This is a genomic window from Paractinoplanes pyxinae (assembly GCF_026626335.1).
Lineage (GTDB): Bacteria > Actinomycetota > Actinomycetes > Mycobacteriales > Micromonosporaceae > Actinoplanes > Actinoplanes pyxinae.
On the sequence record NZ_JAPNTZ010000024.1, the window covers coordinates 129,879 to 151,679 of the forward strand.

Genomic DNA, 21,801 nt, shown 5'->3' on the forward strand with positions numbered 1-21,801 from the left:
TACCGGGTCCGGGTTGGTGGGCCGCGCGCGGAGGCGGCGTGCGAAACTGGACGCGAAACATCGGCCTGGAGAGGAAGGACCTAGGCGTGGCTGCCGATCAAGAACCGGTGTATGCCCCTGACCAGCTCAAGCCGGGCAACCGCAAGCGCGGGCGCAAGGGCGCCATCGTCTGCGCCGTGATCCTGCTGATGTTCTTCTGGGGAAACCACGAGGGCAACACCGAGAACATTTGGATCGTCGTCTTCGCGCTGGGCCTGGTGGGCGCGCTCATCGTCGACGCCGTGCTGCGGCGCAGCGGCCTGCGGCCCGAAGACCACTAGTTTTTCTCAACGGAAAGGCCCGCGTCGCCGCGGGCCTTTTTGCTGTCCGTATCACCGCCGGCGGGTCAGGATGTCCTTCACCTCGCGCAGCGCGGCGTCGACCTCGGCCTCGAAGTAGCCGCCGGGCACCAGGCCGAACTGCAGCATGTCGAGGTCGTTCTCGGGCACCGGCATCGGGCCGCGGCCGGTCATCGCGTCCAGGATGCCGCCGAACAGCCGGTCGACCTGGGCCGGGTCGTAGCCGCTGCCGAAGCGCCGGGGCTGGAACGTGCGGCGCAGCTGGTCGACCCGGTAGAGCTCGCCGCCGGGCTCACCCATCGGCGGCGGCAGCTGGGGCTGCGGCGGGCCGCCGTAGCCACCGGGCGGGCCGCTCATCGGGGCGTTGCCCATCGGCGGGCCGCTCATGGGCGGGCCGCTCATCGGCGGGCCCCCGTAGCCGCCGCGCGGGTCCTGCTCGCGCTGGGGCATGCGGATCTCGGCGGTCATGTCGGTCTTGCCGTGCCGGCCCGCCTCGAAACCGTCGAAGCCGCCGGGCGGCGAGTCGAAGCCGCCCGTGTTGTCGTAGCCCTGGTCGTAACCGCGCGGGTCACGGTCGTAGGCCGGCGGCTGCTGCGGGCGCTGCGGCAGCTGCGGCTGGCCGTAACTGGTCGGCTCGTCGTAGCGGCCGGCGCCGTACGGGTCGGGCTGCATCTGACCCCGCTGCGGGGGCTGCTGCGGCTGGAACCGGTCGTCGCGGATCGGCGGGGCCGGCAGGCGTTCGGTCGGCGGGGCCATCCGCCCGCCCGCGCCGCCGCTCATCGCGGCGCCCAGGCCCTGCTTGGGGCCGCCGCCGCCGAAGGTGCCGGTGGAGAGGCCGCCGCGCAGCGAGTCACGCATCGGGTCGGGCGCGGGCGCGCCCCGGCCGCCGCGGTCCTCGAGCTCGGCCAGCTGCCGCTCGACCCGGTCGAGGTGGAGGTCGACCTGCCACTCGTCGTAACCGCCGAAGCGCACCCGGAAGACCACGTCGTGCACCTCTTGGGCGCCGACGGGCGGGCCCACCTGCTCACCGGCGAGGGTGGCCTCGACCCGGTCGAGGAAGGTGTCGACCTCGTCGACCTTGTAGCCGCGGCGCAGCGCACGCCGCCGGAAACGCTGCCCCTGACTCGTCACAACGTCTCCCACTCCACTCGCTGGGACCTGAGCCCAGTCACTGTGCCACCTCCGCTGCGGCTGCGGCGCCCCCAGCGCTCGCTTCCGTGAGCTCGCCCGCGGCCAGCTGGCCACAGGCGCCGTCGATCTCCCGGCCCCGGGTATCGCGGACTGTCGTCGACACCCCGGCTTCACGCAGCCGGCGGACGAACTCGCGCTCGACCGGTTTCGGGCTCGCATCCCACTTGCTGCCCGGAGTCGGGTTCAGCGGGATGAGATTCACATGCGCCAGCTTGCCGCGCAGAAGCTTGCCGAGGAGGTCGGCACGCCAGGGCTGATCGTTGACGTCCCTGATCAGGGCATACTCGATCGAGATCCGGCGTCCTGTCCGGGCCGCGTACTCAAACGCGGCATCGAGCACCTCGGCCACCTTCCAGCGCTGGTTGACGGGCACTAGCTCATCGCGCAGATCATCATCGGGGGCATGCAGGGACAGCGCAAGAGTCACGTTCAGGTCTTCGGCGCTCAACCGGCGCATCGCGGGCACGAGACCCACGGTGGAGACGGTGATGTGCCGTTGCGAAAGTCCCAGACCCTCGGGGGCCGGGGTGGTCAGCCGGCGCACCGCCTCGATCACCCGGGGGTAGTTGGCCAGCGGCTCGCCCATGCCCATGAACACGACGCGCGAAAGCCGCGGCGGTGAACCGGTGACCGCGCCGCTGGCGGCCACGCCGGCCAGATAGACGACCTGGTCGACGATCTCGGCCACGGACAGGTTGCGGGTCAGGCCCTGCTGGCCGGTGGCGCAGAACGGGCAGGCCATGCCGCAGCCGGCCTGGCTCGACACACAGGCCGTCACCCGGTCGGGGTAGCCCATCAGGACACTTTCCACGAGCGCGCCGTCGTGCAGACGCCAGAGCGTCTTGCGCGTCGCGCCGTCGTCACAGGCCATTTCCCGTACGGGCGTGAGCAGCGTGGGCAGCAGGTCGTCGGTGAGCCGGGCGCGCGTGGCGGCCGGCAGGTCGGTCATCTCGTCGATGTCACGCACGAGCCGCCCGAAGTAGTGGGTCGACAGCTGCTTGGCGCGGAACGCGGGCTCGCCCAGCGTGGTCACGGCCGCCTGGCGGGCCGCGAGGTCGAGGTCGGCGAGGTGGCGAGGGGGCATCGACGGGCGACGCCGGACGGCGACCTCGTCGGGCTGGTCGGGGCTGGTCGGGATGACCGGAAGAATCGTCATGGCACAACCAGTCTCGCACGCTCGGCGGAATGCGTACGGGTCACGTGTTCGCCCCGATCAGGGCGAAGAGCAGGTACGCGGTGGGAACGGCGAACAGGATGGAGTCGAGACGGTCCATCAGGCCGCCGTGACCGGGCAGCAGGTTGCTCATGTCCTTGAGCCCGAGGTCGCGCTTGAGCATCGACTCGGCCAGGTCACCGGCGACCGCGACCATCGACAGCACCGCGCCGAACAGCAGACCCCAGTAGAAGGGGATCTCGAGCAGGTAGTACAGCAGCAGCGAGCTGCCGATGGCCGCCGAGAGCACCGAGCCGGCGAAGCCTTCCCAGGTCTTGCCGGGGCTGATCGAGGGGGCCATCTTGTGCTTGCCCAGGAAGACGCCGACCGCGTAGCCGCCTGTGTCGGAAAGCACCACGGCCAGCAGGGTGCACAGCACCCGCCAGCGGCCGTCCTCCCCCGCGTCCGGCAGCTGGAGCAGCACGCCGAAGCTGAGCAGGAACGGCACGTAGATCGAGATCATGATGCTGGCGACCAGGTCGCGGCGGAACGCGGCCGCGCCGTCGGCGATGCGCCAGATCACCGAGGCGGCCACCGTCACCAGCAGGCCCAGCAGCAGCGCGTCGGGGCCGTCGTGCCAGGCCAGGCCGACCATCAGCACCGAGCCGGCGACCAGCGGGATCAGCGGGGCGTCGGCGCCCGAGGCGCGCAGGGCGCGGACCATCTCGTAGACGCCGACCGCGGAGGCCAGGACGATGACGCCGAGGAAGGCGTCGGGCCAGATGACCAGGGAGCCGAGGACCACCAGAACCAGGCCCACCCCGACGCCGATGGCGGCCGGAAGGTTACGGCCCGCTCGGCCGCCGGCGCGACGTTTGCCGGGTTTCTGCTCGGTGGTGGGGACGGGTGCGGGAACCAGGGGAAGCTGGCTGGTCTGGGCGTCCTCGCCCGCGTGCCAGGCCGGCACGGTGCTGTCGTCGCCGGCGCTCTGCCCGGCACGCGGATCGAGGTAGGACATCAGACTTCGAGCAGCTCGGCTTCTTTGTGCTTGAGGAGCTCGTCGACGACCGCGACGTACTTGTGCGTCGTGTCGTCGAGCTCCTTCTCGGCCCGGCGGCCGTCGTCCTCGCCCGCCTCGCCGTCCTTGACCAGCTTGTCCAGCTGCTCCTTGCCCTTGCGGCGGACGTTGCGGATGGCCACCCGGCCCTCCTCCGCCTTGCTCCGCGCGACCTTGATCATGTCGCGGCGGCGCTCCTCGGTCATCTGCGGCAGGTGGATGCGCAGCTGGGTGCCCTCGTTGTTGGGGTTGACCCCGAGGTCCGAGTCGCGGATCGCCCGCTCGATGGGGCCGAGCTGGGACGCGTCGTAGGGCTTGACGATGACCATGCGCGGCTCGGGGATGCCGACCGAAGCCATCTGCGTCACCGGCGTGGGCGCGCCGTAGTAGTCCACCACGATCTTCGAGAACATGGCGGGGGTGGCCCGGCCGGTACGGATCGCGGCGAACTCCTCCTTGGCGTGCTCGACCGCGCTCTCCATCTTTTCCTCGGCCTCGAAGAGGGTCTCGTCGATCACGCTCTTCTCGCCTCCTTGCTTTCTTCGGTGGGGACGGGTTTCTCAGGCGGTGATCAGAGTGCCGATTCGCTCGCCGCTGACCGCGCGGACGATGGTGTCGTCGCCCTGGGCGCCGAAGACCAGCATGGGCAGGTTGTTCTCCTCGCAGAGGCTGAAAGCGGCCTGGTCAGCCACCCGGAGGCCCCGCTGGATCACATCCTGGAAGGTGAGACGGTCGAGCTTCTTGGCATCGGGGTCGATGCGCGGGTCGGCGCTGTAGACGCCGTCGACACCGTTCTTGCTCATCAGCACGACGTCCGCGTGGATCTCGAGGGCGCGCTGGGCGGTGACGGTGTCGGTGGAGAAGTACGGCATGCCGGCGCCGGCGCCGAAGATGACGCACCGCCCCTTCTCGAGGTGGCGGATGGCGCGCAGCGGGATGTAGGGCTCGGCGACCTGGGCCATCGTGATGGCGGTCTGCACGCGGGTCTCGATGCCCTCCTTCTCCAGGAAGTCCTGGAGGGCCAGGCCGTTCATGACCGTGCCGAGCATGCCCATGTAGTCGGCGCGGTTGCGGTCCATGCCGCGCTTCTGCAGCTCGGCGCCGCGGAAGAAGTTGCCGCCGCCGACGACGACGGCGACCTGGATGCCCCGGCGGATGACCGTGGCGATCTGCCGGGCGATGCCCTGGACGATGTCCGGGTCGACGCCCACGGCGCCGCCGCCGAACACCTCGCCGGACAGTTTGAGCACGACCCGGCGCGGCCGTGTGGGCGGCGGGGTCGGATCGTCAACCGCAATCGCCTGCTCGGTCACCAACGTCATGAGACCCGCCTTCCCTTCATGTTCAGCAGAGACCTTATGGGAGAAGGAGGCCGGACGCAGAATCGCGTACCCGGCCTCCCTTGCTCCCGTAGGCGGCCCGCTTACTCCTGGCCGACCTCGAACCGGACGAACCGGGTGATGTTGACGCCGGCCTCGTCCGCGACCTGCTTCACGGTCTTCTTGTTGTCGAGGACCGAGGACTGCTCGAGCAGGACGAAGTCCTTGAAGAAGGAGTTCACCCGGCCCTCCACGATCTTGGGCAGAGCCTTCTCGGGCTTGCCCTCCTCCTTGGCGGTCTCCTCCGCGATGCGGCGCTCGGAGTCGACGACGTCGGCCGGCACCTCCTCGCGGGTGAGGAAGCGCGGGCGCATCGCGGCGATCTGCATGCCGATCGCGCGGGCGTCGTCCTCGCCGGCCTCGTCGGACTTGCCCTCGTACTGCACGAGGACGCCGACCTGGGGCGGCAGGTCCTGCGCCTTGCGGTGCAGGTAGACCGCGACGGTGCCGTCGACGATCACGAACCGGTTCAGGACGATCTTCTCGCCGATCTTGGCCGAGTACTCCTGGATCGTGTCGGCGACCGTCTTGCCGTCGGCCAGCTTGGCCTCGAGCAGGGCGGCGGCGTCGGCCACCTTGTTCTGCTCGCCGAGCTCGACCAGCTGCTGACCCAGTGCGACGAAGTCGGGGGTCTTGGCCACGAAGTCGGTCTCGCAGTTGAGCTCGAGCAGCGCGTTGCCGGAGTGGGCGACGATGCCGTTGGCCGCGGTGCGGCCGGCCCGCTTGCCGACGTCCTTGGCGCCCTTGATGCGCAGGAACTCGACGGCCTTGTCGAAGTCGCCGTCCGCCTCGTCCAGCGCCTTCTTGCAGTCCATCATGCCGGCACCGGTCAGGTCGCGGAGCTTCTTGACGTCCGCGGCGGTGTAGTTAGCCATGACTCTCTCTCGATGTCAGCTTCGTCGGAGAATTACTCGGCGGGAGCCGCGGCGGCCGGCACGGGCTCGGCGGCGGGGGCTTCAGCAGCCTCCGCAGCCTCCACAGCGGGAGCCTCGGCGGCAGGCGCGTCGGCGGCCTTCTTCTCGGCGCCCTCGTACAGGTCCCGCTCCCACTCGGGCAGCGGCTCGCCGGCGGCGACGGTGCCCGGCTCGGGCTTCTCGTCGGCGCCGCCACGGCCCCGGCCGGAACGGGCGATCAGGCCGTCGGCGACGGCGGCCGCGATGACCTTGGTCAGCAGCTCGGCCGAGCGGATCGCGTCGTCGTTGCCCGGGATCGGGAAGTCGACCTCGTCCGGGTCGCAGTTGGTGTCCAGCACCGCGATGACCGGGATGCCCAGCTTGCGGGCCTCGTCGACGGCGATGTGCTCCTTCTTGGTGTCCACGACCCAGATCGCCGACGGCGTCTTGGTCATGTCCCGGAGGCCACCGAGCGTCTTGGTGAGCTTGGTCTTCTCGCGGTAGAGCTGGAGGGTCTCCTTCTTGGTGTACCCGGCGGCGGTGCCGGTCAGGTCACCCAGAGCCTCGAGCTCCTTCATGCGCTGGAGCCGCTTGTAAACGGTCTGGAAGTTGGTGAGCATGCCGCCCAGCCAACGGTGGTTCACGTACGGCTGGCCGACCCGGGTCGCCTGCTCGGCGATGGCCTCCTGCGCCTGCTTCTTGGTGCCGACGAAGAGGATGTGGCCGCCCTCGGCGACGGTGTCACGCACGTACGCGTACGCCTTCTCGATGTAGTCGAGAGTCTGGCGCAGGTCGATGATGTAGATGCCGTTACGCTCGGTGAAGATGAAGCGCTTCATCTTCGGGTTCCAGCGCCGGGTCTGGTGCCCGAAGTGGACACCGCTCTCCAGCAGCTGGCGCATGGTCACGACGGCCATGGTGGGTTGCTCCCTGTTTTCCCTGGTTGTCACGCGCGCCGGCGGCGCGCGTCCTGGTGCCCGGTCGGCGGCCACGGTCGGACCCGAGATGATCGAGACCAGGGAGGGCCGTCGCTGCCGGCGCCGCTCCCGTTACGGGGGCGGACCTGACAGAGGGCACGCGAGGTCGACCGCACGAGGCGGTCGCCGTCAACCAGCATACGCCAAGCTTCGCCGGACCCCTGTCCGCGGTCAGGCCACCGCCAGACCGGCCGCGATCAGCAGGACCAAACCGGCCGGCAGGTACGCCACTGGGGGACGCAGCCAGGCCTCGCGCGCGATCGGGCCGCCCCGGGCCACCGAGTAGAGGCCGATGCCGGTGAGCGTGAAGCCGAGCGTGAGCAGGACGGCCGGGACGATGCCGCGGGCGTCCGGGTTGCCGGTGAAAGTGGCGTCGAACAGCAACCGGACAACCGGGATCATCAGGACGACCATGACGATGGCGACGATGACCGAGGTCACCGGGCGGCGGGTCTGGTAGACGCTCTCCTTCCTGTCCGGGGCCCGTTCCGGGGTGATCGGAGGGACGAGCGCGGTCGGTTCCGCCATCGGCGGCGGCGTCATCGAGGGCGCCGTCATCGGCGGCGCCATCGGGGGCACGGCGTCGCTGGTCGGCCGGATCGTGGGGTACTCGGGGCCGCGTACGGGAATCCGGGTCTCCGGCTCGGGCGGGCGCGCGTGGCTGCCGGTGGTCGCGGCCGCCCGCTGATCCGGGAGCCGGAACGCGCCGCTGGGCCGCTCGTGGATGCCCGAGTCGTACGGGTTGGCGGGGATCGAACCCGAGATCTCGGACTCGGGCGAGCGGGAGTACTGGCCCGGCCCGGAGTACCAGCTGGGCTCGGCGTCATCGGCGTAGCGGCGTCCTTCCACGATCTCGAAACTTAAGTGACCGGGGACACGGGCGCCACCGCTGGGTCCATAACACACCTGGACGGTGACAGAGCGGTTTTCCACAGTTGCGCTCTGTCCACAGATCTTGTTATCGGCCGGATGCGGGCGGGGCCCGGCCGAGCCAGGTTGGGCGCCATGACGACGCAAAGGCAGGCGGTAGGGGCGTACGGCGAACGACTCGCGGCCCAGCACCTCCAGGCGCAGGGCCTCGTGGTCCTCGACCGCAACTGGCGCTGCGCCGACGGCGAGGTCGATCTGGTGCTGCGCGACGGCGACAACATCGTCTTCTGCGAGGTGAAGACCCGGCGTACGGACCTGTTCGGGCCGCCGTCGGCTTCCGTCACCTATAAGAAGGTGCGCAAGCTGCGGCAACTCGCCCTCCGCTGGCTCGACGAGACCGGCCTGCACTCTCACGAGATCCGTTTCGACGTGGTCGAGGTGCTGGTGCCGGCCGAGGGCGCCGAGCAGGTCACCCACATCCGCTCGGCGTTCTGATCGGGCGCGGCGATGAGCTACGCGCGCGTCCTCAGCGTCGGTCTGCTCGGGGTGACCGGGCACGTCGTCGAGGTCGAGGCCGACCTCTCCCCCGGCCTGCCCGCCGTTGTGCTGACCGGGCTGCCCGACACGGCCCTGCACGAGGCCCGCGACCGGGTGCGGGCGGCCGTGGTCAACTCCGGCCAGAGCTGGCCCAACCGGCGGATCACGGTGAACCTGCTGCCGGCCGCCCTGCCCAAGCACGGGAGCGCCTTTGATCTTGCGATGGCCGCCGCGATGTTGGTCAGCGCGGGTGAACTGCCGCCGGCGGCGCTCGAAGGCGTGGTGCTGATCGGCGAGCTGGGTCTGGACGGCGCCGTCCGCCCGGTGCGCGGCGTGCTGCCCATGGTGGCCGCGGCGGCCGGCGCGGGGTTGCGCCACGTGATCGTGCCGCTGGCCAACGCGCGCGAGGCCACCGTCGTGCCCGGCGTGACGGTCGAGGCCGTCGACAGCCTGCGCCGGCTCGTCGACTTCGTCCGCGACGGCGTCGCGCTGCTCGAGCCGCCGCCGGCCGACCAGGCGCCGCCACCGCCCGGCCCCGACCTGGCCGACGTGGCCGGACAGGAGATGGGCCGCTACGGCCTCGAGGTCGCCGCGGCCGGCGGGCACCACCTGGCCCTGCTCGGCGCGCCCGGGGCCGGCAAGACGATGCTGGCCGAGCGTCTGCCCACGATCCTGCCCGAGCTCGACGACGCGGCCGCGCTCGAGGTGACGGCCCTGCACTCGATCGCCGGCGTGCTGCCGCCGGACGGCCGGCTGGTGCGCCGGCCACCGTTCCAGGCGCCTCATCACACCTCTTCTTCTGCGGCCCTTGTCGGCGGCGGCAGCGGGCTGGCCCGGCCGGGCGCCCTGTCGCTGGCCCATCGAGGCGTGCTCTTCCTCGACGATGCGAGAGAGCCTTTATAACTCCGAGCAGCTACCCTAGCAGATCCAGAGCCGACGACGGCTCTAAGAGATAGGTGGGTGGCGGTCAGTGGCGCGGGTTCTCGGTGTTCTTCGGCTGTCGCGGGACAAAGATGAGTCGACCTCGATCGTGAGGCAGCGTGAGGCGATCGAGCGATGGACCGAGTACGAGGGTCACACCATCATCGGGTGGGCCGAAGACCTAGACGTCTCTGGTGGCGTGTCCCCGTTCGACCGGCCGAGTCTCGGCCCCTGGCTTACCTCGGCGAAGGCCGGCGAGTACGACGTGATCGCGGCGTGGAAGCTCGACCGGCTGTCCCGCCGGCTCTTCCACACGTTCGACCTGTTGAAGTGGGCCGAGAGTCACAGCAAGTCTGTTGTGCCTGTCGAGGACAAGCAGTTCGACTTGAGTACGCCGATCGGACGGGCCCTCATGGCGATCCTTGCGGCGATCGCAGAGGGCGAACTAGAAGCGATCCAACAGCGGCAGCGAGGCACGTTCGCGAAGTTGATGAAGGTGGGCCGTTGGCGGGGCGGCTTCGTCCCGTACGGCTACGTCTCGGCCAAAGCCGAGAAGGGCGAAGGTTGGCGGTTGGAGATCGACCCTGAAGCGGCCGGCTATGTGAAAGAGATCGTCCGCCGGATCGTCGTCGAGAAGCAGTCCACCAATTCAGTCGTTCGCTGGCTCAATGACTCGAAGGTTCCGACGTCCATCGACATCCAAGCCGTGAGGGCGGGTCGGGAGCCTAGGGGTACGCGCTGGCGACCTGGCAACCTCCTCCGGATGCTCCGGTCTCACACCTTGTTGGGGTACGCCGAGATCACAGAGAAGCGGAAGCTTCCCGACGGCCGCGAAGAGGAAGTGACGCGCCTCGTTCGTGACGATGAGGGGATGCCACTTGAACGGGCGGATGCGCTCCTGACCCGTGGCGAGTGGCAGGAGTTGCAAGACACCTTGGACGCCAACAGCAATAAGAGGGCCGGCAACCGTAGCGGCGGTTCGCCGCTCCTTCGGGTGGCCTACTGCGAGTGCGGCCGACCCCTCTACCGCAACCAGGGTCGAAACCACTTCTACTACCGGTGTTCGTCTCGGTCGGATGGAAGCGTTCCCTGCCCCCGTGGCAACACGAAGTCGATCCGGGCAGACGAGTTGGAGTCTGCCGTCGAGGAATTCTTCCTAGGTTGGGTCGGTGACCTTGAGCTGACTCGTCGGGAGTTCGTCCCTGGCAACAACAACGCCTCCCGGCTTGCCGATATCGAGCGGGCCCTACGTGAACTTCGGGAGGATCGAGCCGCCGGCCTTTACTCCGGTGACCGTGGCTCCGAGGAGTTCCGGCAGATGTACCGCGACCTTGAGGCGAAGCGGGCGAAGCTTGAGGCGGAGCCGTCGAAGCCGGACGAGTGGGTCGAGGTGCCGACGGGTGAGACCTACCGCGACCGGTGGAACAGCCTTGAGACTGCGGCCCAACGGGCGGCCGATCTACGGGCGGCCGGGGTCAAGGTGATTGTGTTCGCGGAGCCTCCGAAGCAACCGAACATCTGGGAAGCCATGGGACGGCCGGCACCTGTCGACCTGGCCGCACCATCCGAGACAGCGAGTCGCATCACTGTTCAGTTGAGCCCCGACATGCAACGGCGGGCCCTCGAACACGCCGCGAAAACGGCGGCCTCACCAACTAACTGACAGCGTGTAAACAGCCCCCGCCGGTAGTTAACCGACGGGGGCTTTCTCTGTGTCCGTCGGGTGCAAAGTGAAGCGGGGTCGATGTGATCGACCTGCGAAGTGACACCCGAGAGCGGACTTACGATCGACCAACCCCAACCTCACGGAGTACCCGTATGCCCTCTGCGACTCTCGCCCTGGCGGCCGACTACCTATCTCCCACCTGCTCTCACGATGCCGAGTTGGAGCCATTCGGCGAAGACGCATGGTGGGTGTGCCCTCTGACCTACGAAGCGTGCGACATGGAAAGGGCCGTAAAAGCCCCTGAGAGGGCCGTAGAGCCCTCAGAATCCAACGTCCCGGTATGGGTATGGCAAAAGGCGATCAGGGAGTCTAGAGGCGTTTCTAAGACGGCTCTAGCGGTGGCCTACGTGATGAGCACTTACGCCACCTCGGAAACCGGGCGGGATATTCGGCCGGCGCAATCGAGGATCGCCGTGGAAGTAGGCATTACGCGGCCGAAGGTGAACCCGTACGTCCGACAGTTGGTCGAGTCGGGTTGGCTCCGCCTAGTCCGCGAGGGCGGTAAGGCTTCCGGCGACGTTAATGAGTACGCCCTGGCGCTGCCTGTTCCCCAACGGGAACAACCCCCTGTTCCTTGGCGGTAACACAACCCTCTCAGATAACCCTCTCAAAGGGTTATCTATAGAAGAACTATCTAGTGTTCCCTCGCGGGAACAGGCCAGGAGCTATAGCCGCCTAGGAGCGGCCTAGCTCCACTCTCAACCTCGACGGACAGAGACGGCTAGTCCGTCGTCTAGGAGCCGCTACCGTCGCGGCTCCCTATAGGTGGTGTTCCCTCTACGCCTCCTACGTCGGCAACCCACGGCCACGGGCGGGATGTGCCGTGGTTATCCACACCCTCGCTAGCCACCCCTCAGAGGTGGCAGCATCGAACGTATGAACGAACCGGTGTTCGGTGAGGTGTTACGCCGCCTGGTCAACGGCGAGCGGGTAGAGGGCTGGTCCTTCGAGGTGGTGAAGCCCGCTTGGACGGACCCATGGGGCTACCAAGTAGGCCTTCTGGCGACGGACCCGGGTGGCCGGCGCAAGGTGTACCGGCTGACGTTGGAAGACCCCGGCGACGACCAGGGGCGCAAGACGTCATGGTCGGACCCCGTAGGCGAGGAGGGGTAGGCCCCCTCAAAACTTTTGGGCCAATCCCTAGGGGACCCTCCGCCTACGCCCCGTGTGAGCCAGCGGGGTGCAGCCCAGGTTGGTGTGGTCGGAAAAGTAACCAAAACGTAACCGTTTTTCTGGTTGAGGAAGTGCCGTTTAAAACCGGATGGAATATGTGAAGGGCCAAAATGTCGCTCGTAACCGTGACCGAAACGTGACCCGATTTCCGGGTGAGGTTTCCGCGTTGCGGCTCGGATAGTAAGTATGGGGAGCACTTCCGCCCCCGTGACAACTGAAAAGCCCGAGGAGGGCACCTTGAATCGCGAGTGTTGGATCTGCGGCCTCCCCGTCGTCCGCGACGGATCGACCGGTCGAATCCCTCGCTATTGTTCCGACGCTTGCCGGAAGACGGCTAGAGCGGCCCGGTACGCCGCGAACAGCAAACCACACCTCGACCGCCAGGCCGCCATTCAGCGAGCCATGTTTCGTCGAGACGTTCTCAACGAGGCCGCTTGAACGGCTCACCATGACTTCCCGTCATTGGCGACGGGAGGACCCCGCTCATGCGGGGTCTAGTGATCGAAGGTTTCTAATGTTCAACATCAAAAAGAGGGACGGGACTAGGCCGTGATGGTTTGGGTCCGGACCTGAATTGACGTTGAACAGGTTGCCGTCATCACGCCACGGCTTGACGCGACATTGTCGCGGTCGGGCCGCACTCGTCTATACGAGTGATCTTGATGAAATGCAGGTTCCGGGTTCCTGTTTGCGGAAATACCCGAACACATCGCTCCCGAGTGTGCCTAAACGAATCGCGGGAAGAGCCACAAGCGTACGGCTGCCTTAATCCACTGGCACCCCAGCGCGTAGAAAGACCGTCAGTCCCACGGTCGGCACAACGGGGCCATAGCTTGCCACTCACGCACTCGGCTTGTGGGAGCCGTAGCGAGAGCAGGAACCGTGTTGTCCCGAGCGGTTGGCAAAATCGGGACTCTTTCAACCCGATCAGCACCACTGAAGGAAACGCCCTTGAAGATCGAGCGCAGGACGCTTCGGTCCGAGGTCGAGCACCGTTCCGCCGGTTCCGGCCGGCGGCTGATCATCGGTTACGCCTATAAGTTCCGAAGCCTGTCGCAAGACTTGGGCGGCTTCCGGGAGCAGATCATTGAGGGCAGTAGCCGGCAGTCGATCGCTAAAGACGACGTGCGCGCCCTTTTCAACCATGACCCGAATTTCGTTCTCGGCCGCAATCGTGCCGGAACGCTTCGCATGGCCGAAGATTCGACCGGTCTGCATTACGAGGTCGACGCCGACGAGCGTATTAGCTATGTGCGTGACCTCCTGCTATCGCTTGAGCGGGGCGATATCAGCCAAAGCTCTTTCGGCTTCCGCGTGAAGCTTGACGGCCAAGAATGGTCAGTTTCAGACGACGGCTCGACACCGCTTCGCAGCATCACTCAAATGACTCTTGTTGACGTAAGTGTTGTGACTTACCCCGCTTACCTGAATTCGGAGTCAGCCGCCGCATAAGACGGCTGCTAGGCCGCCGCTTAGCGGCTCCCGCTCTAACTTCAAAACAACTGAATATCCCTTAGGGCCTCACCAATTGGTGAGGCCTTTTTTATTGCCCTCCCTCGATGTGAGGCAGAGCGAACATGCCCTCGCACGGCCACCCGCGCGGCCGAGGGTCACCCCTCGATTGGAAACCCTTTGAGTAAGACCAACACTGACGCCCTGGCCGAGAAGACGGCCAAGCTGGCGGAAAACCTCTTGACGCTCTCCGACAACGGCGAACTCCCTACCGAGGTTCGTAACCAGGCGCTTGACAGCCTCTCCCCTGACGTTGAGCAGGCGGCGGCGGAGAAGCGGAACCAGGCCGAGACTGACCGGCGGAACCGTGAGGCGGCTCTGATGACGGTTGGTGCCGCTTTCCGTGGCGGCAACCAGCCTGACAAGGCCGAATGGCGGGGTCTCATCCCCGATAACGACGAGTGGCGCGCCCTGGTCAATGAGGGCACCCCTTCGGCCGGCGGCTACTCGGTTCCGGCCGGCGTCTCTAACAAGTGGATCGACAAGCTCCGCACTCAGAGCGTCTTTATGGCCGCTCCTGGTCTCAACGTCGTTCCGTTCTCGAACGCGAAGTTCACCATCCCTCAGCTGGCTACCTCGTCGGACCCTGCCTACACGGCTGAGGGTGCGCAGATCGCGGAAGGGACTCTGACCTTCGCGGGTCCGACTCTCGACCCGATCAAGTTCGCTTCGCTTTTCACGGCTAGCTCCGAGGTTATCGAGGACAGCGCCGTCGATGTTCCGAACCTCGTCAGCTCGACGATGCTGCGCGACCTCACCAACAAGGTCGATCGGAGCCTGTTCGCTGGCACCGGTACCAACGACCTTGCGGGCCTTTCCCTGGCCGCTAACTCGACGGCGATGAGCCTTGCGGCCGGCGTCACCGCTGTCCGCTGGGACGATGTGATCGATGCGTACGTCTCGATCCTTACGCAGGGCGGCATGCCCACCGTAATCTGGGCTCACCCGCTCCAATGGGCAGCCCTGGTTAAGGCTCGTGAGAACGGCGCTAGCGGTGGTGCTTACCTCGCTGGTACGCCGTCGGGCGACCCGATCCGTTCGGCAATGGGCCTCCCGATTCTCCCGTCGGCTAATGTCCCCGTCCGGACTGTGTTCGTCGCGGATGGGACCAGGCTGTATGTCGGTATCCGTCGCGACTTTGCTCTGAGCAAGTCGGTCGATTACAAGTTTGACTCGGACGTGACGTCGTGGCGGCTCACTCACCGAATCGCTGGCGTGAAAGCGGCAGAGGCCACTAGCTGCGTCAAGATTGTTGCCGCCGCTTCCTAATGACTAACCGCTAGATGGTTGGCTAGCGGTTTAGAGGGATTGAGACCCCGGGTGCAGCCTTCCGCACTTTGGGGTTTCTCCTTCTCTTTTGTTTTCCGTGGCCCTTTCTCCCAATGAGGGGCCGCGGGTTTATCGGTGCCTTGTCAGGGCGTGCCGGTCTGGTTGGTGTGGTTGCGGGTGAGGGTTGCCCGGGGTTTCGGCCCCGGGCTTCCTTTCTTTTTGCTTCTCACATCCTATTTTCTTATGACAGCTTGGAGAGACTTCGTATGACTTCGCCTCGACCTGCGATCGATCGCATCAATGAGCGCATCGTGAAGCTGCCCGCACTCGACGGCGGCTGTCACCTCTATTGGGGGTCGACCACAAATGGATACGGGCAGATTCGGGAGCATGGGCGTACCCGCTACGTCCATCGGATCGCAGCACGCGAAGCCGGTATGGATATCGAGGGTAAGACGATTGACCATCTTTGCAGGCGGCGGAACTGCGTCAACGTTGCCCACCTTCAAGTGGTGAGCAGGGAAGAGAACACCCGACGAGAGAAAGACGAGACTTGGCGGAAGTTCGCCCTCTTCTTGCTCGACCAGGCGAAGAGGGAGGGTGCCGCGTGAGCATCTTTCAGAACTACCTCGCCCGGACGATGGAAGCGTCCCGGAAGATCCAAGAGGCGGCTACGGCCGGCACCCACGACGAGCCTCGAACACCCGCCGAGATCGAGCGCGCCTACGAGGATTCTTTCAGTGGTCGGTGTTCTTGTTGTCGACGGGAAGCTTCACAGTGTCCCGTATCTGTCGCCGCGAAGGCGGACCTCTACCTCTCGCGTACACGGCGGTACTTGTGAGCGAATTTGACAGGCTCGCCCTGGCGGCCACGAAGGCTTACCGGGCAGGGGCAGAGATTCCGCCCAACTTGCTACGACGGCTCGAAGAGTTCGGCTACGCCGTCGACACTTGCGATGGATGCGGACTCGGTTTCTACCGGTTCGCCTTCGTCACTTTCGACCGGGGAGTTTTCTGCTCGGCTAAGTGTGAGTTCGCCAGTGGCGACTAGGAAGTACTCACCCGTCGCTGCCGATGTCGCGGCGAACCGTTAATTCGAGCGCGGTCAGTTTGGCTTTAAGGTCCTCTTGGCGTCCTCCAAAGTTCAGCACCGCTTCCTTCACGTCGGTGACGCGCGGAGGGTTTAGGAGCCCCTTCGGCGGTGCGTACAGTTCGCTAACCTCTTTCCAGAAGGTCTCGGCTGCCTGAAGGACGGCAGGCGATCCAATTATGCGAGCCTGCGTTAGGATGTCGGCGAATTCGATTGCCTTCGGACCAATGGACTGCGCTATTTTCTTATTTACGTCGCCAATCGTTGGAGGGTGCGATTGAAACATTTCTAGCCAGCACCCGACCACCTGCCGCCTGACTGCTAAACCCGCTGCCAGGAGACTTGAATACAGCGCAAGGCGATCTTGATGCAGTCTTGCGGCGTCCTCCCTATGCCATTGCTCTTGTCGCTCCTGCCGCTCCCGCTCCCATCGCTTCTCTTCACGCTCCGCCTCACGGTCCCAGCGCTCTTGATCTCGGTCCCGTTCGAGTTGCCACTTCTCCCGCTCCCGCCGGCTAGTGAGCCACTGCGTGATCAAGACACCGAGCAGGGTGCCGACGATGCCAACGACGGCGATCAAGGTTGCGTTCGTGCCCGAGGAGGCCGACTCCGTGGCCGGCGTCAACGAAGGGGACGGGGTGGGGACGAGTAGCAGCATGCGAACAGAGTGACTTACAGGGGCGACTCGCCGAAGGCAGCGACGCAGCTACATCTAGCGATCTTGTGCAAAACTCTTCTTACCTGTCGCCAGCCTATCTGGCGAGCATGCAGGACCTTGGCCGCCCGGCCAAGGTTTGGAGGGCATGTATAGGTGTTCGGGGCGCAGTCGGCCTGTTCGCCACTGACTGCGTTACTAGGGGGAAAGCGCTACAGGCGCGCGTTGCCTGCTAGGGATGGAGATCGCCTATGTTGATCGAGTCAATGCCAGAACGATTCGCGAAGGGGCTGGCTTCGACGTGAAGCCCGGCCGCTAGCGTCGTCAGAACGTGCGAGAGCCCGAAACGTGGATTTGGGCTCTCCTCGCGATCATCGCTCTACTCGTCGGCCTGGCTTGGATACTCAAGGCGAACACCAGTAACCGACCGGTAGATTTCATGATCAGCGTGATTGCCGATCTGACCACGTACTTCAAGCTGGAAGTAACCGTCAAGTACCGGGTCCCTCACACTGATGAGCAGGAACAACCGCTCACCATCGAGGGGCAAGCAACGCCATCACCTTTGGATTCGCCCGACGGCGAGTCAGCCGAACTGATCTCGGCGGAAGGTGGTGATGATCCCTAGCGATATTGGGGGCGGCACGGGGGTGCCGCCCTCCGTCGTCTAGTACTGCTCTCCGCTGTCGCCCTGGCCTTCGCTGTCGGGCTTCTCGTCGTCCTCGTCGAACGGCGGCTCCCAAGCGTTGAGGATGGCCGGCGGCGCATCGTCGGACCAGAGGAACTTGTCACTCATTGGCTTTGACCCCGGCTCGGGCCGCGCGTTCTCGGCCTCTTCGATCCACTCATCCCACAGGTCATCACCTTCGCGAACTTCGATCCGTGCGTGACCGATCGCCCCTGACTCCTCGTCGATCGCGACCGCCGGAATCAAGAGCGTGTCGTGGTCGATCCATTCAGCCCGACCCATGCCTAACCCATCCCTCTCGCTCATGCTGCCGCCATCACGGTTCGCAACCGACGGACCGAGATTCCAAGTCGGTCGGCCATCTGCTCCCTCGTGAGGGCCGGTTCTTTCGCTTGCATCACGGCGACGAGACGTCGAGTCTCGGCCGCCGGCCGCCTCCTGACGGTAGGCCGGACAGGTTCGACCGGCTTCGGTTCCTCGGGTTGATCTTCGCTGGCTATCGGGGTCGGTTGTTCCGCCGGAACGTCCCCGAGAGGCTTCCCCGATCGGGTCAGAACCTCGATCGCGATCAGGAGCGCAACGGCAGGGATGGCCGCGACGACGCGGGCCCCGGTCGAGGGGTCGGCACTTGCGATGTTCGCTCCGAGGCTCGCCAGAATGCCGAACGCGAAGGCCAGACGGACGGACCAGTGAATCGAGCGGCTGTTCCGCTTCGCCTCAATCGTGGCCGTCGTTGCCACGATCAGCAGACCGTCGATCGCGAACGGCAGAGAGTAGGCAACGGCAGGGTGTTCCCCGTACTTCACGGCAACGTCTGCGATGTGCCGGAACGAGGATGCCCCGGCTACGAGGGCGACGACGGCGGCCGAACCTCGGGCCGCGACCCGAACCCAATCGACTCGCTTCACGCGACACCGCCGAGGGCTTCGCTACGGCAGGGGGCGCAGTTGTGGGCTAGCTGTCCGACGTGCCGCGAACACCTCTGAGAGCCCTTCTCTGGCGGCAACGCCGCTCCCCGCTTCTCCGGGTAGGGGTAGCCGCTCTTCGGTGCTCCTGTTGTCTTTGCTTTGGTCCCGGAGGGAAGGAAGCGTCGCCAACCCTTCACATCTTCAGAACCCTTCACCACTTCGGGTGACACCTTGGCTGTCGTAACAGCGGCCCCGTTTGTCGTAGCCGGAATCTCGGGTGACGTAGTGGCCGGCGGGGCTGACGTAAGAACCCGGTAGACGTTCGAGGCGATTCCAGCGACCCGGCGGACGGCCAGGCGGCCGATTTCGAGGAGGCGGCTTACGGCCCGCTGAACGGTCCGGAGGGAGCATCCGACGGTGTCAGCGATCTTCTGAGCCGACGGCCAGGCGTCGCCCTCACTGTTGGAGTGCGAGGCGATAACGATCAGGACGAGCCGTTCGTTCGCCGAGAGGTCTTGCGTGTCGCGGACCAGTTCGCGGATGGCGGCTAGCGGGTGGGTCGGTGTTGAGCCGGTAGGCTGCGTCATGGCGGGGCCTCTGTTCCCGTCGGACCCCGGCGGCGCTGCAACGCTTAGCCGGGGTCAATCTGTCTGACCGGAGTAAAATTCGCTCTCTGGACGAGGCGGCCGAGATCCCGTCGGCCACGCTGCAGGCGCTGCGGCAACCGCTCGAGACGGGCCGGGTGGTGATCGCCCGCAGCCGCGGCACCACCGAGTTCCCGGCTCAGGTGCAACTCGTGCTGGCCGCCAACCCCTGCCCCTGCGCCAGCCCGGCCGGTGACCAGCACTGCACATGCGCGCCGGCCGTGCGGCGGCGCTATCAGGCGAAGTTGTCCGGCCCGCTGCTCGACCGCATCGACATCCGGCTCGCCCTGGCCCCGCTGAGCGCGGCCCAGCTGACCACGTCCACCGAGCCGGCCACCTCGTCGGCCCAGATCGCCGCCCGGGTGGCCCAGGCCCGGGCGGCCGCGGCCCGGCGCTGGTCGGCGGACGGGTGGCGGCTCAACGCCGAGGTGCCCGGGCCGGTTCTGCGCCGGGCCCCGTGGCGGCTGCCGCCCGGCGACACCGCCGACCTGCGCGAATCGCTCGACAAAGGACTGCTGTCGGCCCGCGGCTTCGACAGAGTGCTGCGTCTGGCCTGGACGATTTCTGACCTCGACGGTCGCGACCGGCCGGGCCGGGCCGAGGTCAGTGAGGCCATCCAGCTGCGAATGGGAGAAAGCCATGCCCGCTGACGACGAGGACCGCGCGGCCCGGGTGGCGCTCACCTGGCTGGCCGAGCCGGGCAACCGGGCGGTGTGGGCGCTCGTGCAGGAAGGCGGCGCCGTGGCGGCGCTGCAGCGGCTGCTGAACGGTGACGTCGAGGACCGCTCGTTGCGGGCGGCCGCGCTGGCCAAGGCGGCCAACCTGGACCCGAGGCGGCTGGCCGACCTGACCATGCGCCGGGCCGAACGCCTGGGCGCGCGGATCGTCGTGCCGTCCGACGACGAGTGGCCGCAGCGGGTCGACGCGCTGGCCACTCTGACGCTCGACGACGCGCGGACCCGCGTCAACGCCGACGTGCGGCCGCCGCTGTGCTTCTGGGTGCGCGGGTCGTGGCCGCTGGGCGAGGCGCTGGCCCGCTCGGTCGGGGTGGTGGGGGCGCGGGCGGCGTCCAGCTACGGCATCCACGTGACGACAGAAATCTCTTACGGGCTGGCCTCGCACGACTGGACGGTGGTCTCGGGCGGCGCGTTCGGCATCGACGCGGCGGCTCACCGGGCGGCGTCCGCGGCCGGCGGGCGGACAGTGGCCGTGCTGGCCTGCGGGGTCGACCGGCCCTATCCGGTGGGCAACACGGCGATGTTCGAGCAGATCGCCGAGTCGGGGCTGCTGGTCAGCGAATGGCCGCCGGGGACGGCCCCGCTGCGGCACCGTTTCCTTATCCGTAACCGCGTGATCGCGGCCGCGACGGCGGGAACCGTTCTGGTCGAGGCGGCGGCGCGCAGCGGGGCGATCCAGACGATGGGCCGGGTGCTGGCGCTGGGCCGGCCCGCGATGGTGGTGCCCGGGCCGGTCACCTCGGCCATGTCGGTCGGGTGCCATGCGTTGCTGCGCGAAAGGCCCGACGCGACGCTGGTGACCGAGGTGTCCCACGTCCTCGAAGCGGTCGGGCGCATCGGCGAGTACCAGAGCGACCCGGCCCGCGGACCCGAACACCGGCGCGACGGGCTCGACGAGGAATCGGCACTGGTGCTCGAGGCGGTGCCGCCGCGCGGAACGGCCACCCCGGAAGAACTGGCGGTCAAGGCCGGGCTGGCGCTGCGAACCGTGCTGCGGCGGCTGTCCTTGTTGGAGCTGAGCGGGCTGGTCGAGCGCCGCGAGGCCGGAGTGGCGCTCGGCCCGAAGGCCCGGTGAGGCGTTCATGGGCAGCACAAAGGCGGGCGCCTCGCGGTCGCCCGTGTGGCCGGGCGCTCGCGCGCGCCCGGCGGGGATCAGTCCTCGGAGTCGTCGAGGTCTCGGCGGTGGACCTTCATCCACGCCTCGACGTCGTCGGTCGCCCAGACCTTGCCTTGCGCGAGGTCCGCCACCGGCTTGGGGAAGTCAGCGCGGCTGGTGATCTGGTACGCACGCTGCCGGCTCACCCCACCCAGACGGATGCGGATCTCGTGCGCCCCCATGAGCCGGATCGGTTTCGCTGCCACATGATCGACCGTAGGCGCGAGACTATTAGTCAATCATCAAGTTGATAGGAGACAGCTAGTCGTATGTCATCTACACTATCCTCATGACTAGGCGTCGCCAGACTACCCCGCCCGTCCCCGTCGCACCGACTCATCGACGGGCGTGGCGGTCACTCTGGCGCCGCTGCCGGTGCGGACTTCCCGCCCCCTGCGTCGACGCCCTCGTCCCGGCCCCGCCGCTCCCCTTTCCTCCTCGGGGTGCCGCGTGCCGCGCAGACCTTTCCCCGCCCTCACAAGCCCCCGCCGACGAAAGGAGGTACAGACAGGACGAACCCCCCATGAGACCGGGCAGAACAGGGAGCGATCCCACCTTCCTGTCACGCTGTCTGCCCGGCGGTTCCCACTCTCCGACGCGGAGACCCCAGAGGCCGCCGGGCAGCAGTTCCCGCCCTTTCGCTGACCACGGTGAGGACCCGGTCTCTGCCGGACCGGGTCCTCGCAGGCCGGCCCACAACAGCGCCGACGGGGGCGGCCGCCGATCAACCTGGGACGGCGGCCGCGGGCACACTCTCCTGACGCTCCCCGACCACGACGACATCTCTGTGCGGGCGGGCCCCTCACCCTGAATCCCGCCTCTTCGCGAGCAGCCCCGATCGCGAGCCGGCACCATCGCGCCAGCACCATCGCGAGCAGGCATCGTCGCGAGCAGGCATCGTCGCGAGCAGGCATCGTCGCGAGCAGGC

Annotated in this window: 21 protein-coding genes and 3 pseudogenes; 11 read left to right on the top strand and 13 right to left on the bottom strand. The window is 67.0% G+C overall.

Going from position 1 to position 21,801, the window contains the following annotated elements; all coding sequences use genetic code 11:
- Window positions 1–86: 86 nt before the first annotated feature.
- Entirely contained in the window at window positions 87–320 is a 234-nt protein-coding gene (locus OWR29_RS45205; RefSeq protein WP_267569848.1) for a DUF2631 domain-containing protein, read from the top strand.
- Window positions 321–371: 51 nt separating this feature from the next.
- Here the strand turns inward: OWR29_RS45205 and OWR29_RS45210 are convergent, their stop codons facing one another.
- The 8 genes and pseudogenes from OWR29_RS45210 to OWR29_RS45245 form a co-directional block, all read right to left on the bottom strand.
- Window positions 372–1,469, bottom strand: coding sequence for a DivIVA domain-containing protein (locus tag OWR29_RS45210; protein WP_267569849.1), 1,098 nt, complete (start codon window positions 1,467–1,469; stop codon window positions 372–374).
- Window positions 1,470–1,506: 37 nt separating this feature from the next.
- Window positions 1,507–2,685, bottom strand: coding sequence for a dual-specificity RNA methyltransferase RlmN (gene rlmN, locus OWR29_RS45215; RefSeq protein WP_267569850.1), 1,179 nt, complete (start codon window positions 2,683–2,685; stop codon window positions 1,507–1,509).
- 40 nt (window positions 2,686–2,725) lie between these two features.
- Window positions 2,726–3,631, bottom strand: a pseudogene (locus tag OWR29_RS45220) (phosphatidate cytidylyltransferase); the annotation flags it as partial.
- 68 nt (window positions 3,632–3,699) lie between these two features.
- The gene (frr, locus tag OWR29_RS45225) at window positions 3,700–4,257 is read right to left on the bottom strand and encodes a ribosome recycling factor (RefSeq protein WP_267569851.1); all 558 of its coding nucleotides are present in this window, start codon (window positions 4,255–4,257) and stop codon (window positions 3,700–3,702) included.
- A 42-nt stretch (window positions 4,258–4,299) separates the two neighbouring features.
- On the bottom strand, window positions 4,300–5,061 hold the full coding sequence (gene pyrH / locus OWR29_RS45230) for a UMP kinase (RefSeq protein WP_267569852.1): 762 nt from the start codon (window positions 5,059–5,061) through the stop codon (window positions 4,300–4,302).
- A gap of 101 nt (window positions 5,062–5,162) precedes the next feature.
- Window positions 5,163–5,993, bottom strand: a complete 831-nt coding sequence (gene tsf / locus OWR29_RS45235; RefSeq protein WP_267569854.1) for a translation elongation factor Ts — start codon at window positions 5,991–5,993, stop codon at window positions 5,163–5,165.
- A 32-nt stretch (window positions 5,994–6,025) separates the two neighbouring features.
- Entirely contained in the window at window positions 6,026–6,928 is a 903-nt protein-coding gene (rpsB, locus tag OWR29_RS45240) for a 30S ribosomal protein S2 (RefSeq protein ID WP_267569855.1), read from the bottom strand.
- A gap of 231 nt (window positions 6,929–7,159) precedes the next feature.
- The gene (locus OWR29_RS45245; protein ID WP_267569856.1) at window positions 7,160–7,837 is read right to left on the bottom strand and encodes a hypothetical protein; all 678 of its coding nucleotides are present in this window, start codon (window positions 7,835–7,837) and stop codon (window positions 7,160–7,162) included.
- Window positions 7,838–7,993: 156 nt separating this feature from the next.
- On the opposite strand from OWR29_RS45245, the gene OWR29_RS45250 reads away from it, so the two are divergent.
- The 7 genes and pseudogenes from OWR29_RS45250 (at window position 7,994) to OWR29_RS45280 (ending at window position 15,607) form a co-directional block, all read left to right on the top strand.
- Entirely contained in the window at window positions 7,994–8,353 is a 360-nt protein-coding gene (locus OWR29_RS45250) for a YraN family protein (RefSeq protein WP_267569857.1), read from the top strand.
- Between the two features lie 12 nt (window positions 8,354–8,365).
- Window positions 8,366–9,289: pseudogene (locus OWR29_RS45255) on the top strand (YifB family Mg chelatase-like AAA ATPase); the annotation flags it as partial.
- A 76-nt stretch (window positions 9,290–9,365) separates the two neighbouring features.
- A complete protein-coding gene (locus OWR29_RS45260) occupies window positions 9,366–10,979 on the top strand; it encodes a recombinase family protein (RefSeq protein WP_267569858.1) in 1,614 nt (537 codons plus the stop codon).
- A 939-nt stretch (window positions 10,980–11,918) separates the two neighbouring features.
- Window positions 11,919–12,155 (top strand): hypothetical protein, encoded by a 237-nt coding sequence (locus OWR29_RS45265; RefSeq protein WP_267569859.1) that lies wholly within the window; start codon window positions 11,919–11,921, stop codon window positions 12,153–12,155.
- Window positions 12,156–13,166: 1,011 nt separating this feature from the next.
- Window positions 13,167–13,667 carry an HK97 family phage prohead protease gene (locus OWR29_RS45270; RefSeq protein ID WP_267569860.1) on the top strand — a complete coding sequence of 167 codons (501 nt, stop codon included), beginning with the start codon at window positions 13,167–13,169 and terminating at the stop codon, window positions 13,665–13,667.
- Between the two features lie 180 nt (window positions 13,668–13,847).
- Window positions 13,848–14,996, top strand: coding sequence for a phage major capsid protein (locus OWR29_RS45275; protein ID WP_267569861.1), 1,149 nt, complete (start codon window positions 13,848–13,850; stop codon window positions 14,994–14,996).
- Between the two features lie 311 nt (window positions 14,997–15,307).
- A complete protein-coding gene (locus tag OWR29_RS45280; RefSeq protein ID WP_267569863.1) occupies window positions 15,308–15,607 on the top strand; it encodes an HNH endonuclease in 300 nt (99 codons plus the stop codon).
- 446 nt (window positions 15,608–16,053) lie between these two features.
- Here OWR29_RS45280 and OWR29_RS45285 read toward each other — a convergent pair whose 3' ends face one another.
- The gene (locus OWR29_RS45285) at window positions 16,054–16,743 is read right to left on the bottom strand and encodes a hypothetical protein (RefSeq protein ID WP_267569864.1); all 690 of its coding nucleotides are present in this window, start codon (window positions 16,741–16,743) and stop codon (window positions 16,054–16,056) included.
- 328 nt (window positions 16,744–17,071) lie between these two features.
- On the opposite strand from OWR29_RS45285, the gene OWR29_RS45290 reads away from it, so the two are divergent.
- Window positions 17,072–17,368: a hypothetical protein gene (locus OWR29_RS45290; protein ID WP_267569865.1), complete on the top strand. Its 297-nt coding sequence runs from the start codon at window positions 17,072–17,074 to the stop codon at window positions 17,366–17,368.
- A gap of 39 nt (window positions 17,369–17,407) precedes the next feature.
- Here OWR29_RS45290 and OWR29_RS45295 read toward each other — a convergent pair whose 3' ends face one another.
- From OWR29_RS45295 to OWR29_RS45305, 3 genes are read right to left on the bottom strand one after another with little or no spacing between them, the layout of a single operon-like run.
- Window positions 17,408–17,734: a hypothetical protein gene (locus OWR29_RS45295; protein WP_267569866.1), complete on the bottom strand. Its 327-nt coding sequence runs from the start codon at window positions 17,732–17,734 to the stop codon at window positions 17,408–17,410.
- Window positions 17,731–18,336 (bottom strand): DUF2637 domain-containing protein, encoded by a 606-nt coding sequence (locus tag OWR29_RS45300; protein ID WP_267569867.1) that lies wholly within the window; start codon window positions 18,334–18,336, stop codon window positions 17,731–17,733. Before OWR29_RS45300 ends, OWR29_RS45295 begins: the two co-directional genes overlap by 4 nt.
- A complete protein-coding gene (locus OWR29_RS45305; RefSeq protein WP_267569868.1) occupies window positions 18,333–18,923 on the bottom strand; it encodes a helix-turn-helix domain-containing protein in 591 nt (196 codons plus the stop codon). The genes OWR29_RS45300 and OWR29_RS45305 overlap by 4 nt, the downstream gene beginning before the upstream one ends.
- Before the next feature lie 35 nt (window positions 18,924–18,958).
- On the opposite strand from OWR29_RS45305, the pseudogene OWR29_RS45310 reads away from it, so the two are divergent.
- Window positions 18,959–19,630, top strand: a pseudogene (locus OWR29_RS45310) (ATP-binding protein); the annotation flags it as partial.
- Window positions 19,620–20,792 (top strand): DNA-processing protein DprA, encoded by a 1,173-nt coding sequence (locus OWR29_RS45315; protein ID WP_267569869.1) that lies wholly within the window; start codon window positions 19,620–19,622, stop codon window positions 20,790–20,792. The pseudogene OWR29_RS45310 and the gene OWR29_RS45315, both read left to right, overlap by 11 nt.
- Before the next feature lie 77 nt (window positions 20,793–20,869).
- Here OWR29_RS45315 and OWR29_RS45320 read toward each other — a convergent pair whose 3' ends face one another.
- Window positions 20,870–21,055, bottom strand: coding sequence for a DNA-binding protein (locus tag OWR29_RS45320; protein ID WP_215784742.1), 186 nt, complete (start codon window positions 21,053–21,055; stop codon window positions 20,870–20,872).
- Window positions 21,056–21,801: the final 746 nt, after the last annotated feature.

Bases quoted from the DNA above. Each gene is read 5' to 3' on its own strand.
- rlmN (WP_267569850.1), bottom strand. From the start codon at position 2,685: ATGACGATTCTTCCGGTCATCCCGACCAGCCCCGACCAGCCCGACGAG.
- pyrH (WP_267569852.1), bottom strand. From the start codon at position 5,061: ATGACGTTGGTGACCGAGCAGGCGATTGCGGTTGACGATCCGACCCCG.
- tsf (WP_267569854.1), bottom strand. From the start codon at position 5,993: ATGGCTAACTACACCGCCGCGGACGTCAAGAAGCTCCGCGACCTGACC.
- rpsB (WP_267569855.1), bottom strand. From the start codon at position 6,928: ATGGCCGTCGTGACCATGCGCCAGCTGCTGGAGAGCGGTGTCCACTTC.
- OWR29_RS45250 (WP_267569857.1), top strand. From the start codon at position 7,994: ATGACGACGCAAAGGCAGGCGGTAGGGGCGTACGGCGAACGACTCGCG.
- OWR29_RS45265 (WP_267569859.1), top strand. From the start codon at position 11,919: ATGAACGAACCGGTGTTCGGTGAGGTGTTACGCCGCCTGGTCAACGGC.
- OWR29_RS45285 (WP_267569864.1), bottom strand. From the start codon at position 16,743: ATGCTGCTACTCGTCCCCACCCCGTCCCCTTCGTTGACGCCGGCCACG.
- OWR29_RS45295 (WP_267569866.1), bottom strand. From the start codon at position 17,734: ATGAGCGAGAGGGATGGGTTAGGCATGGGTCGGGCTGAATGGATCGAC.
- OWR29_RS45305 (WP_267569868.1), bottom strand. From the start codon at position 18,923: ATGACGCAGCCTACCGGCTCAACACCGACCCACCCGCTAGCCGCCATC.
- OWR29_RS45315 (WP_267569869.1), top strand. From the start codon at position 19,620: ATGCCCGCTGACGACGAGGACCGCGCGGCCCGGGTGGCGCTCACCTGG.
- OWR29_RS45320 (WP_215784742.1), bottom strand. From the start codon at position 21,055: ATGGGGGCGCACGAGATCCGCATCCGTCTGGGTGGGGTGAGCCGGCAG.